Raw genomic sequence first — 11,976 nt, forward strand, 5'->3', positions numbered from 1 at the left:
CGCGCCTTCGGAGGCGCTTATTTGACGTTCGAGCCTCTCTATTCCCTGTCCGGTCTCATGGTGGGAGCGTTGGTCGGGATCACCGGCGTCGGCGGCGGTTCGCTGATGACGCCCCTGCTCGTGCTCCTTTTCGGTGTCCACCCGGCAACCGCCGTCGGGACCGACCTTCTCTATGCAGCAATCACCAAGACGGCCGGCACGGCTGTTCACGGCATGCATGGACGCGTCAACTGGAAGATCGTCGGCAGTCTCGCGGCCGGCAGCGTGCCCGCCGCGCTGTCGATGCTCTGGCTCATGGCCGGCGTCGACCGTAAGAGCATTGGCGTCACGAATACCATCACCACCGCGCTCGGCTGGCTGCTGGTCATGACCGCAATCATGCTGATTTTCCGCAGTCAGATCCTTGAATTCGCTCGTCGTGCCATCGGTGAGCGCATGCCGCCGAAGCCGGCAAGCATCGTCGCCTTCACCGTCGTTCTGGGCTTCGTGCTCGGTGTGCTCGTCACGCTGACATCGGTCGGCGCCGGCGCTCTGGGCGTGACGATCCTGCTGATCCTCTACCCCAGGCTCGACGTGCGTGAGATCGTCGGTTCGGATATCGTCCACGCCGTGCCGCTCACCCTGATCGGCGGTATGGGATACTGGTTCATTGGAGAGATCGACTGGGCTATGCTCCTTGCCCTGCTCGTCGGTTCCATTCCCGGCATCATCCTCGGCAGCCTGCTTGCGCCCAAACTGCACGAACGCACCATCCGCATTGTGCTCGCCATTACGTTGGCGATTGTCGCCTGGAAGCTGCTGACGGGCTGACCGGAGGAATTCCTGCAAACTGTGCGGCGGTTTCGCGTCCGCAAATGCTTAAAAACAAAGACGCTTCAGGCGCGCGGTTGCTTGATTTCGGAAAGCACTTCCATGATCGTCTGCTTGCGATCGAGATTGTAAGCGCCGGAGATGGTCAGTTTCTCCGTGATTTCGGAATAGAGCCGCGCAAGGCGGTCGGCCGCCGCGATTTGTCCCTCGACGGCAGCAAGGCGCGCGCGGTTCATCACGTCATCGCCGACATGGCTGACGAAGAAATCGAAGATCGTCTCGGCCTCCCTGCCGGAAAGTGCATCCGCAAGCCGATGCATGGCCTTGCGTGCCGCAGGTCCCTCGGAGGACAGAACCTCGTTATAGGCCTGGATGATCTCGCCGCCGCCATAATTCAGCAGTTTCAGAGCCTCGCCGACACTGCCCTTTGCGGCAGAAAGCAGGGCCTGCCCCTCCCCCTCGATGCCGAGATGGGCAAGGGCTGAAACAAGGGCGCGATCGTCGAGCGGCGCAAGCTTCAGCGGCAGGCAGCGCGAGCGGATCGTCGGCAGCAACTTGCCCGGCGCATGTGAAAGAACGAGGAACATTGCGCGCTTCGGCGGCTCCTCGAGGATCTTCAGAATGGCGTTTGCCGCATTCCGGTTCATGTCGTCGGCGGGATCGATGATGACGATACGCCAGTTGCCCGTGCCTGAGGTTTGCGAGAAGAATTTGCCGGCCCGGCGCACTTCGTCGATGGTGATCGCCGATTTGACCTTGCCGGTCTTCTCGTCGACCGGGCGGGAAAGATGCAGGAGATTGTGCGAGGCTCCCGAGGCGATCTGTCGGCTGACGGCCGAGGCTGGATCCGGATCGACAATGCGCTGCGGTGCGCCCGCGGGATGGGGATGCGACAGAACGTGATTGGCGAAGCGGAAGGCCAGCGTCGCCTTGCCGATGCCCTCCGGCCCCTCGATCAGGATTGCATGATGTCCTTTGCCCGAGCGGTAGAATTGCGCCAGGAAATCCTCTGCCTCTTCATGACCGAAGAGCTTCGTATTCTCGGCCGGCCATATGGCGCCGTCGAGCAGTCCGGGTCTCTCCTCACTCATGATGGGCCGCTTCCGGCATCCGAACTTCGGCTGATGGTTTCAGCAATTGCCTGACGATGGTAACGATCTCCGCGGCGATCGCCTCTTCCGTCTGCGTGGCATTGACGACATGGCAGCGTTCAGGCTCGCGCGCGGCGATGTCCAGATAGGCCTCGCGGCGCTTCTCGTGCGTTTCGAGCGTTTCCTTCTCGAACCGGTCGGGACCGTCGGCATTTCGCTTGCTGACGCGCTCCAATCCCTGCTTGGCCGGAATATCGAGGATCAGCGTACAGTCGGGCATGACGCCGTTGATGGCGATGCGCTGCAGCGTCTCGATGAAATCAGGTTCCAGATTGCCGGTGACGCCTTGATAGACGCGCGAGGAATCCATGAAGCGGTCGCAGAGCACGATCTTGCCCGTGTAAAGCGCCGGGCGGATGATCTCTTCCACATGATCATTGCGGGCAGCGGCAAAAAGGATCGCCTCCATGCGGGTGCCGAAGGCTTCCGCCGCGCCTGAAAGCAGCACATGGCGCACCGCTTCGGCGCCTGGCGAACCGCCCGGTTCCCTGGTCAGCAGCACGTCATGGCCATCGGCCTTCAATGCCTCGGCAAGTCGGCGGATCTGCGTGGACTTGCCCGCGCCCTCTCCGCCTTCAAACGTAACGAACAAACCCTTACCGGATGACAATGATACTTTCCCGCATTCTGAGCGCCGCGCTCTTTCTCTATCTATCCGAAGATAGTGCGCAGCGAAACCTTTTGCCGCGGCGACATATTCGCCTTCCCCGGCAAATTACGGCTATCTGCGCCCGAAAAGAAGCGTCAGCTCTGCTCGGACTTGTCCCATAGCCAGGAGAAGAACAGCGATTCGCCAAGCTCGAGCAGCGCATCGATCGCACGGCTGCTGAGCGAGCCCACCTCCACGGATTGCACCGTATAGAGCGGCACTTCTCGCAGCATCCTGTTGCCGGAAACGATCCGCAGCGTGCCGACTTCCGTATCCGCCTTGACTGGCGCCATCAGTGGCCAGTGATAGACGATGCGGGCAGCAAGCCGGTCCGGATTGTTGATCGGAATGTAAACGCTGACCGGCGCCTTGGCGACGAGATCAACTGTCCGCGCCGTGCCGCCATAGACACTTGCCGCTCCGATGACTTCCGTGTCTGCAAAGACCTGACGGCTCTCGAAGGCTGTCAGCCCCCATTCCAGCACGCGCTTGGCTTCTTCCGTGCGCTCCTTGTCGGAGGCGATGCCGGCAAGCGCTAGGAAGAGCCGCCGTCCGTTGCGCTGCACGGAGGCGACGATTGAATAGCCCTCGCCTTCCGTGAAGCCGGTCGCGAGACCGTCCGCTCCGAGATCCATGCCCAGCAGCGGATTACGGTTGCGCTGGAAGATCTTGTTCCACTCGAAGTCAGGCTGGGCGAAATAGGAATAGAGATTGGGATAGGATGTCTGCAGATTCGTGGCGAGCGTCACCAGTTCCCTTGCCGTCACCTTGCTCTTGCCATCCGGGATTCCGGTTGAATTGCCGAAGACGGCCTTGTCCATGCCGAGATCGCGTGCGCGACGCGTCATCGATGCCGCAAACTGGTCTTCGCTGCCGCCCATGCCCTCGGCAAGGATGATGCAGCCATCATTGGCGCCCTGGATCGCCACACCCTTGATCAGATCCTCGACGCGAACCCTCGATTTCAGCGCCGCAAACATCGTGGCGGCACGCGAAGGCGCACCGCCCGTGCGCCAGGCGTATTCGGAGACGGGATATTCGGTATCGAGTGAAATCTGCCCCTTGCTGACGGCATCGAAAACGAGATCCATTGTCATCAGCTTCGCAAGCGCGGCGGGTGCGAAAACCTGGTTCTCGTTCTTGGCGAGAAGCACGGTGCCGGTCGACGCCTCGATCATATAGGCCTGCGCGGCCTTGGTGACGAAACCGGCCTCGGTTCCTTCTGCCGCAACGGCAGCAGAAGCAGGCAAAAGCAGGCATGCAAGAAGGCGAAGCAACGGCTTCAACATCGCAATTCCCATTGATGGTGCGGGTTGACTCAGGAGGGTAAAGCGAGCCGGAAGCCGATGCAATTACACTTTATCGTTGGGCTTTATCGCGCCTTTGCGCTGCCGCCATTCTGGCGCTTGAAGGAGGCGAGAATGGATTCCTGCGTCAGACCGTCATTTCGCACCATCACGGCATCGAATGCGAGCGGAACCTTCACGGTGATCGCATCCTGATAGTTCATCGCAAGCGACGCGCCCTTCGACCAGCCGTTCGGGCGTTCAAGGGGAATGGGTCCGATTTCCGGCAGGACCACGGCCTGTTCCATCGCCTGCGCGCCATTGGCGAAAGCCGGGGGCGGCTGCAGGAAATGGCCGCCTGCCGGCGCCCGCATCGGCACGGGGGCCTGAGCCGGCGCCGCATTGTATTTGGCGCTCGGCGAGTTGCCCGCATAGGCAGCGGACGAGAATGGCACCGGTACGCTGTCAGGCGAAGGGTCGGAATAGCCGCCGAGGCTCTGCAACTGGTCGCCGGTGATCTTCTTGCTGTTTGAGGCAACCATCACGCCGCTCGCGATCTGCCCACCGCCCGGATAGATGCCCGGAAGACGGCTACCCTTCGGAACATAGGAAGCCATCAGATAGGGCATATCATGACCGTCGAGCGGCGCCTTGCCGACATACTGAACCCGAACGTTGCCCGTACCGCTGTGCTGCAGGTCGAGCATGGATGCGGTCTTGTTCGAAAGGTCGATGATGCGACCTTCGTGATAGGGACCACGGTCGTTGACACGGACGATCACGGACGAACCGGTTTCAACGTTCGTCACACGCGCATAGCTCGGCAGCGGAAAGGTCGGATGCGCAGCGGAAAGATGCATCTGGTCATAGACTTCGCCGTTCGCAGTCAGGCGGCCGTGGAAGGCAGAGCCGTACCAGGAAGCGATGCCCACCTTGTTATAGGAGTAGTCCTCCCTCGGGTAATACATCTTGCCCTTCACCACATAGGGATCGCCCACCATGTAGCGGCCACCGCCCTTGGGGATATTGTTGCCGTTGGCAACACGCGGGCTGGCTTTGACGCCATACTCGCTTTCGGAGAAATATTCCTTGCCGTGGGATTTCTTCTTGGGAACCGCCTGCGTTGTGCCGCAAGCCGCCACCGTTGCGCACACCGCCGACAATGCCAGCCACCGTGCCGCCGTTGCGAAAGACGCCGCCCCGTAATTCAGTTTCATATGCCCCACGCCACCAAAGACCGTTATGGTTAAGGAACTCACTCGTGAATGAGTTGGAGTGCCTTATTCCGTGCCTTCCTAACGAGACTTTAATCTTGTGGATATCATGGCGAATTTGCGAACGATTTCGGCACGATAGCGAGAATTCTAATGATTATGGTTAATATTTGGTTGATTTTAATCTGTGCGGGAATGAAATCGCGCATGTATTTCCGCATGTTGGACCGTTTCGGATCGTGACAGTACCTTTTGGCAACCACGATTGTCCTGCCCCGCAGCAGGACACATTATGGCAGTTTATCCGTCGGAGCTGTCAGAGCACATTGACGCTGAAATCCGAACCGCTATAAAGCCAGCCAAACCGCGATTTGGCCGTCGGCGGGACGAGTCCTTGTCAAAACGAGGGCCTGTCAGCAAGGACGGACCGGATCAACTGGATGGAAGAGTGTCCGAGTGGTTTAAGGAACCGGTCTTGAAAACCGGCGTGCGGGAAACCGTACCGTGGGTTCGAATCCCACCTCTTCCGCCATCCGTCAATGAATTTATTAGCTGTTTCTCCTCCTGTCGCCGAGTTCCTCATCGCTTGTTCCGGCGAAGACGACCCGGGCTAGGCGCCTCAAATCGTATTTCATCATCCTCTTGATTTTGGGATAGGTTCGCCCGAACGATATCTGAAAGCTGGATTGCGTTGTCCGGGCTCCCAAAACGGCGAGTTCAGTAACGCAGGTGGAGGATGGAGGGGAATTGCATGGCGGAGGTACTGGACCTCGACTGCGTCGTCGTCGGCGGAGGGGTCGTGGGGCTTGCGGTCGCGCGCGAACTTGCAATGTCCGGCCGCGACGTGGTTCTTCTCGAGGCGGAGCCGATAACCGGCAGCATTACATCGGCCCGCAACAGCGAGGTCATCCATGCCGGGCTCTACTATGCCACCGGCAGCTTGAAGGCTGAACTCTGCGTTGCCGGAAAACATCGGCTTTACGACTATTGCCGGGAGAGAAATATCCCCCACAGGGCCTGCGGCAAACTCGTTGTCGCGGCGAATGAGGAGGAGGTTGGATATCTTGAAAAGCTGTCGAGGCAGGCTGCCGCCAACGGCGTCGAAGACTGCTATCTGATCGATGCTGCGGAGCTTGCCCGCAGGCAAGCACAGATCAGGGGCTTCGCCGCACTTGTCTCGCCGTCAACCGGCATTATCGACAGCCATAGCCTCATGCAGGCCTACATCACGGATATAGAGGCGAATGGCGGAGCCGTTATCTGCAATTCTCCAGTCATCGACGGTGAGTTCACTGCCGACAAGGTTCGCCTCGCAGTCGGCGGCCGCGATCCGGTAGAGATCGAGACACGCCTTGTGGTCAATGCCGCCGGCCTGAATGCCTGGGCGCTGTCAGAAAGCCTGTCCGGCCTGGACGCCGGCACGATCCCGCCGCGTCACTACGCCAAGGGATGTTATTTCGCTCTGTCCGGCGGTGCGCCCGCAACGCAACTGATCTACCCCGTCCCTGAGCCCGGCGGTCTCGGAGTGCATCTGACACTCGACCTTGCTGGCCAGGCACGTTTCGGTCCTGATGTCGAGTGGATCGAGACGATTGACTATGACGTCGATCCGCGCCGCGCAGACAAATTCTATTCCGCAATCCGCCGCTATTGGCCCAATCTGGCGGATGGCGCGCTGCAGCCCGCCTATTCGGGTATCCGTCCGAAAATCGCCGGACCAGCCATAGGCGGCAGCGGCGACTTTGTGATCCAGGGGCCGGAGCAAACCGGTCACCCCGCCTACGTGGCACTCTACGGAATTGAAAGCCCCGGCCTGACCGCCTCGCTCGCCATCGGGCAGAGGGTGGCAAGACTTGCCGGATAGACAATCTTCTGTCGTCCGCCGGCTTTGATCGAGCGAGAGCCGTAGAGATCCTATCGACCAAAGTTTCTTCTCTGATAATGCAAATTGAGAATGCTCCGGTTCCAGGTGATTTAATATTAGGTCTAGCGCATGTAATGACGTGGCAATTTTACTTAAATTTCATGCTTAACTACTTATTAATGAGCGGCTTGCGCAGTTGAGGCGATAAACTATGCTTGCTCCCAATAAAGGGAGGATATGATGTTCAATAAGAGCTTGCTGATGCCGGCTGGCTTTGCCGCATTGGCCTTTTCCGGCCTGATGTTTCAGATCGCGACACACGCACTCTCGACGCCAGTGACGGTGCTTCATCCCTGACGCCGGCAAACCGCTGCCGCGACGGAACTTATTTCGATTGTGCGCGTTTTATTTCACGTTTTGCCTAGGAGGGAGATCACTATGGAAAACGAAGGTGTGGGTTGGATTGCAGCCATCATCATCGGCGGCTTCGCCGGATGGCTGGCGGAGAAATTCATGAACAGCAACATGGGCGTGTTCATGAACATATTGCTCGGCATCATCGGCGCGATTGTCGCCAACTGGATTCTCGGTATCCTTCATATCCAGCCGTTGACCGGCTGGCTCGGATACCTGGTCACGGGTTTTGTCGGGGCATGCATCCTGATCGCGCTCGGGCGCCTCGTCCGCCGCTGACCTGACACGGAAAGATCGCTGGAAAGATTGAAAAGCCGGACGTCCTGCGTCCGGCTTTTTTCATTATCGGCGGCTGAGGAGACCGAAGAGATAGGCGACGCCTGCCGTGATGGCAATTGCGGTCAGGGGCTCTTCACGCACCTTGTCGCGGACGCGCTCGGTCATGACAGAGGCTTCGTCGGCCACTGCGGTCTTTGCGCCCTGCCCCAGCGCGATCACGCTCTCCGAAAGGCGGGCCAGATCCTCGCGCAACGCAGCAACCTGCGCGGACAGATCTTCGGCGGCAACTTCAGCCTTGACGCGCGCAGCGGTGGATTCGGCGGAAGCGGTTTTCAATTCGGCCATGGTCTGCTCCTGTTTGATGGAATGCCGCTTCAACGAAATGAAGACTGGAAAGGTTCCGCAATGTAGCATCTTTTGTCGCTCGCGGCGGGTCAGCGAGAGCGTGTGCAAGCCTCGCAAGCTTTTCGTGCGACAAGCCTTCATTTCCTCGCAGCTTTGTTTTATGGAACGACGAATGTCTGCCCTTCCGGGGCCAATGATAATGCGAGGTTTGCGTTTCCATGTTCCATTTTCTGAGAAGAGCTGCTCAGACCTGGGTTGCCAAGCTGCTCCTGCTCCTCCTCGTCGCCTCCTTCGGCATCTGGGGCGTGTCGCGTGAGCTGATAAGCGGCGGCAACAGCACGACGGTGGTCACCGTCGGCGACCAGCATGTGGACGTCAACGAATTCCGCCTCGCCTATCAGCGTCAGATTGCGTCTCTGAGCCAGCAGTTCGGCATGCGGCTCACACCCGAGCAGGCGCGCGCTTTCGGCGTTGAACAGCAGGTCCTCGCCCAGCTCGTTGCCGGCGCCTCGCTTGATCAGCTTGCCGATGACATGGGGCTCGGTCTTTCCGAGGACCGTCTTGCTCAGCTGATCGGTGACGATCCGGCTTTCAAGGCAGTCAACGGCCAGTTCGACCGCTCGCTCTTCACCTCGCGTCTGCGCAATGCCGGCATTCGGGAAGACGACTATATCAAGGATCGCAGCAAGCAGGCTGTCCGCAGCCAGATCATCGAAGCCGTTGCCAACGGCTTCCAGGCGCCCGCGACGCTCGTCAACGCGCTGAAACTCTATGGCAGTGAGAGCCGCAGCGTCGATTACCTGCTGCTTACGAACGCCAATATCGAGCCGATCAAGGCGCCGGCCGATGACGTGCTCTCCAAATGGTTCGAAGATGCCAAGCAGCGCTACCGCGCACCGGAATATCGCAAGATCGCCTATCTGAAGCTTCAGCCGGATGATATCGCCGATCCCGCGACCGTCACCGACGACCAGATTAAGGAAGCCTTCGACAAGGCCAAGGCGGCTTACACGACGCCGGAAAGCCGCACGCTGGAACAGTTGACCTTTGCCAGCAAGGATCTCGCCAATGCGGCCGAGACCGCGCTGAAGACCGGTACGAGTTTCGATCAGCTCGTTACCGATCAGGGCAAGACTGCGGGCGACGTGCTGCTCGGAGAATTCACCAAGGACAAGGTTCCGGATCAGGCCGTTGCCGACGCCGCCTTCGCCGTCAAGACCGATGGCGGCACGACGCCTGTCGTCGACGGCAGCTTTGGTCCTGTGATCCTGCGCGTGACCAACATCAAGCCGGAGACCACCAAAAGCTTCGACGAGGTCAAGGAAGAGCTCCGCAAGCAGCTTTCGGTCGCCAATGCTTCGCAGGAAGTGATCAACGTTCACGACCGTATCGAGGATATGCGCGCCGGCGGCACATCTCTTGAAGAGATCGCCAACCAGCTCAAGCTGAAGGCCGTCGTCATCGACGCCATCGACATGACGGGTGCCGACAAGGACGGCAATCCGGTAAAGGATATCCCGGCGCAGCAGCAGCTTCTGGCCGAAGCCTTCAAGACCGATGTCGGCGCCGATGCGGTTGCCATTTCCGTCGGCAATGACGGCTATGTCTGGTTTGATGTCCGCGACATCATGCCCGAGCGTGACCGCCCGCTTGCCGAAGTGCGCGACAAGGCCGTTCAGGACTGGACCGCCGAGCAGCAGAAGGCCGAGCTTGCCAAGAAGGCAGCCGAGTTGAAGGCCGAGGCGCAGAAGGGCACGTCGCTTGCCGATATCGCCACGCCGCTCGGAATCGCCGTCGAAAGCAAGAGCGGCTTTACCCGCTCGACCGACGATCCGGTTCTCGGTCGCGCCGGCATCAACGCAGCCTTCTCTGGCCCTGTCGATACCGTGGCAGCAGCCGTTGGCGCCGACCCGAGCACCCAGATCCTGCTGAAGGTGACCGAGGTCAACGACCAACCGACGACCGATGCCCTTGATAACCGCGACCAGCAGATCACCGCCATGGCAAATGCCGCCGGCGACGATATTCTGGATCAGATGGTCAACCTGTTGCAGAGCCAGTACGGTACACAGGTCAACCAGAAACTCGCCGAACAGGCGACCGTCCGCTAGGGGGAAGCGACGCATGACCGATCTGAAGCCGCTTCTGGCCAAGGCAGCAAGCCGCGAGCCCCTGACCCGTGACGAGGCCCGCCAGGCCTTCGATATCCTGATGTCCGGCCAGGCAACGCCTTCGCAGATCGGCGGCTTCCTGATGGCGCTTCGCGTTCGCGGAGAGACGGTCGACGAGATCGTTGGCGCCGTCACCACGATGCGCTCCAAGATGCTGCGGGTGGAAGCGCCTGCCGACGCGATCGATATTGTCGGCACAGGCGGTGATGCCAGCGGCACCTACAACATATCGACGCTGGCGGCGCTGATCGTCGCCGGCGCGGGCGTTCCGGTCGCCAAGCACGGAAACCGCGCGCTGAGCTCAAAATCCGGCGCCGCCGACAGCCTTGCGGCGCTTGGCGTCAATCTCGAGGTTACCCCGGAGATGATCTCCCGCTGCATTGCAGAAGCTGGTGTCGGCTTCATGTTCGCGCAGCAGCATCATTCGGCCATGCGCCATGTCGGGCCGACGCGCGTCGAACTCGGAACGCGTACCATCTTCAACCTGCTCGGTCCCCTCTCCAATCCGGCCGGCGTCAAGCGCCAGCTTCTCGGCGTCTTCGCGCCGCAATGGGTGGTACCGCTTGCCGAAGTCATGCGCGACCTCGGCGCCGAGAGTGTGTGGGTCGTCCATGGCGACGGCCTTGATGAAATCACGACGACCGGCACGACCAGCGTTGCAGCGCTCGAAAACGGCAAAATCCGTACCTTCGAGCTTTCGCCTGCTGATTTCGGTGTGGCGCCTCGCGTGCTCGCCGAGATCAAGGGCGGCGACGGCACCGTCAATGCTGCAGCGCTGCGCGAGGTGCTCGGTGGCGCCAAGAACGCTTACCGCGATATTGCGCTCGCCAATGCCGCCGCGTCCCTCGTCATCGCAGGCAAGGCAGAGACGATCCGTGACGGCATGACGCTTGCAACGGAATCGCTCGATAGCGGCGCAACGGCATCTGCGCTCGATAAACTGATCGCCGTATCCAACGATATCGACTAGGATCGTCTCATGACCGATATCCTGAAGAAGATCGAAGCCTACAAGCGCGAGGAAATCGCTGCCGCCAAGGCAAGGACCTCGCTTGCCGATCTCAAGGCCATGCAGGCAGGGCAGTCCGCCCCGCGCGGTTTCCACAAGGCGCTCATCGCCAAGCGCGACGCCGGAGAATTCGGCCTGATCGCCGAGATCAAGAAGGCAAGCCCCTCCAAGGGGCTCATCCGTCCCGATTTCGATCCGCCTGCTCTCGCCAGGGCTTACGAAGCCGGTGGTGCTGCCTGCCTTTCCGTGCTGACCGATACGCCGAGCTTCCAGGGCGCACCGGAGTTTCTGACGGCAGCGCGCGCCGCCTGCGCCCTGCCCGCACTGCGCAAGGATTTCATGTTCGAGACCTATCAGGTCCATGAAGCCCGCGCCTGGGGTGCCGACTGCATCCTGCTCATCATGGCCTCGCTCAGCGACGACGATGCCGAGCGCCTGCAGGACGAAGCCTTCTCGCTTGGCATGGATGTGCTGGTCGAAGTCCACGATGCGCCGGAAATGGAACGTGCGCTCAAGCTGTCTTCGCCGCTCGTCGGTATCAACAACCGCAACCTGCGCACCTTCGAAGTCAGCCTCGCCGTCAGCGAGACGCTGGCTGCAATGGTTCCTGACGATCGTCTTCTTGTCGGCGAAAGCGGCATCTTCACCCATGAGGATTGCAAGCGTCTGCAGGCCGTCAGGATCAACACCTTCCTCGTCGGCGAAAGCCTGATGCGCAAAGATGACGTCGCGGCCGCCACACGCACTCTCCTGACAGGCGAAGCCGCAATCGCGGCCGAATGAG

At 60.3% G+C, this 11,976-nt stretch carries 11 protein-coding genes and 1 tRNA gene; 7 read left to right on the plus strand and 5 right to left on the minus strand.

The window, feature by feature from the left end; all coding sequences use genetic code 11:
* Positions 1-21 precede the first annotated feature (21 nt).
* Positions 22-810, plus strand: coding sequence for a sulfite exporter TauE/SafE family protein (locus tag LVY75_18995; GenBank protein XAZ25247.1), 789 nt, complete (start codon positions 22-24; stop codon positions 808-810).
* 65 nt (positions 811-875) lie between these two features.
* On the opposite strand, the gene LVY75_19000 is transcribed toward LVY75_18995, so the two are convergent.
* From LVY75_19000 to LVY75_19015, 4 genes are all read right to left on the minus strand, one after another.
* Entirely contained in the window at positions 876-1,901 is a 1,026-nt protein-coding gene (locus LVY75_19000; protein ID XAZ25248.1) for a DNA polymerase III subunit delta', read from the minus strand.
* Entirely contained in the window at positions 1,894-2,571 is a 678-nt protein-coding gene (gene tmk / locus LVY75_19005) for a dTMP kinase (protein XAZ25249.1), read from the minus strand. Before tmk ends, LVY75_19000 begins: the two co-directional genes overlap by 8 nt.
* Before the next feature lie 134 nt (positions 2,572-2,705).
* Positions 2,706-3,899: a D-alanyl-D-alanine carboxypeptidase gene (locus LVY75_19010; GenBank protein ID XAZ25250.1), complete on the minus strand. Its 1,194-nt coding sequence runs from the start codon at positions 3,897-3,899 to the stop codon at positions 2,706-2,708.
* A gap of 83 nt (positions 3,900-3,982) precedes the next feature.
* Entirely contained in the window at positions 3,983-5,113 is a 1,131-nt protein-coding gene (locus LVY75_19015; GenBank protein XAZ25251.1) for a septal ring lytic transglycosylase RlpA family protein, read from the minus strand.
* Positions 5,114-5,552: 439 nt separating this feature from the next.
* Between LVY75_19015 and LVY75_19020 the strand changes: the two genes are divergently transcribed.
* The 3 genes from LVY75_19020 to LVY75_19030 all read left to right on the plus strand — a co-directional run bounded on the left by LVY75_19020 (position 5,553) and on the right by LVY75_19030 (position 7,667).
* Positions 5,553-5,642, plus strand: a tRNA-Ser gene (locus LVY75_19020).
* Between the two features lie 219 nt (positions 5,643-5,861).
* Positions 5,862-6,974, plus strand: a complete 1,113-nt coding sequence (locus LVY75_19025) for an NAD(P)/FAD-dependent oxidoreductase (protein XAZ25252.1) — start codon at positions 5,862-5,864, stop codon at positions 6,972-6,974.
* A 438-nt stretch (positions 6,975-7,412) separates the two neighbouring features.
* Positions 7,413-7,667, plus strand: coding sequence for a GlsB/YeaQ/YmgE family stress response membrane protein (locus tag LVY75_19030; protein XAZ25253.1), 255 nt, complete (start codon positions 7,413-7,415; stop codon positions 7,665-7,667).
* A gap of 63 nt (positions 7,668-7,730) precedes the next feature.
* Here LVY75_19030 and LVY75_19035 read toward each other — a convergent pair whose 3' ends face one another.
* The gene (locus LVY75_19035) at positions 7,731-8,012 is read right to left on the minus strand and encodes a hypothetical protein (protein XAZ25254.1); all 282 of its coding nucleotides are present in this window, start codon (positions 8,010-8,012) and stop codon (positions 7,731-7,733) included.
* Positions 8,013-8,230: 218 nt separating this feature from the next.
* On the opposite strand from LVY75_19035, the gene LVY75_19040 reads away from it, so the two are divergent.
* The 3 genes from LVY75_19040 to trpC are packed head-to-tail and all read left to right on the plus strand — an operon-like array spanning position 8,231 to position 11,975.
* Positions 8,231-10,123, plus strand: a complete 1,893-nt coding sequence (locus tag LVY75_19040) for a SurA N-terminal domain-containing protein (GenBank protein XAZ25255.1) — start codon at positions 8,231-8,233, stop codon at positions 10,121-10,123.
* 13 nt (positions 10,124-10,136) lie between these two features.
* Positions 10,137-11,153: an anthranilate phosphoribosyltransferase gene (trpD, locus tag LVY75_19045; protein XAZ25256.1), complete on the plus strand. Its 1,017-nt coding sequence runs from the start codon at positions 10,137-10,139 to the stop codon at positions 11,151-11,153.
* A 9-nt stretch (positions 11,154-11,162) separates the two neighbouring features.
* Complete coding sequence (gene trpC, locus LVY75_19050) at positions 11,163-11,975, plus strand: indole-3-glycerol phosphate synthase TrpC (protein XAZ25257.1); 813 nt, start codon at positions 11,163-11,165, stop codon at positions 11,973-11,975.
* The last annotated feature ends 1 nt before the right edge of the window (position 11,976 follow it).

Origin of the sequence: Sinorhizobium sp. B11 (assembly GCA_039725955.1) — a bacterium.
Classification (GTDB): Bacteria; Pseudomonadota; Alphaproteobacteria; order Rhizobiales; family Rhizobiaceae; genus Rhizobium.

Bases quoted from the DNA above. Each gene is read 5' to 3' on its own strand.
- LVY75_19040 (XAZ25255.1), top strand. From the start codon at position 8,231: ATGTTCCATTTTCTGAGAAGAGCTGCTCAGACCTGGGTTGCCAAGCTG.
- LVY75_19025 (XAZ25252.1), top strand. From the start codon at position 5,862: ATGGCGGAGGTACTGGACCTCGACTGCGTCGTCGTCGGCGGAGGGGTC.
- LVY75_19000 (XAZ25248.1), bottom strand. From the start codon at position 1,901: ATGAGTGAGGAGAGACCCGGACTGCTCGACGGCGCCATATGGCCGGCC.
- LVY75_19010 (XAZ25250.1), bottom strand. From the start codon at position 3,899: ATGTTGAAGCCGTTGCTTCGCCTTCTTGCATGCCTGCTTTTGCCTGCT.
- LVY75_19015 (XAZ25251.1), bottom strand. From the start codon at position 5,113: ATGAAACTGAATTACGGGGCGGCGTCTTTCGCAACGGCGGCACGGTGG.
- LVY75_19030 (XAZ25253.1), top strand. From the start codon at position 7,413: ATGGAAAACGAAGGTGTGGGTTGGATTGCAGCCATCATCATCGGCGGC.
- trpC (XAZ25257.1), top strand. From the start codon at position 11,163: ATGACCGATATCCTGAAGAAGATCGAAGCCTACAAGCGCGAGGAAATC.
- trpD (XAZ25256.1), top strand. From the start codon at position 10,137: ATGACCGATCTGAAGCCGCTTCTGGCCAAGGCAGCAAGCCGCGAGCCC.
- LVY75_19035 (XAZ25254.1), bottom strand. From the start codon at position 8,012: ATGGCCGAATTGAAAACCGCTTCCGCCGAATCCACCGCTGCGCGCGTC.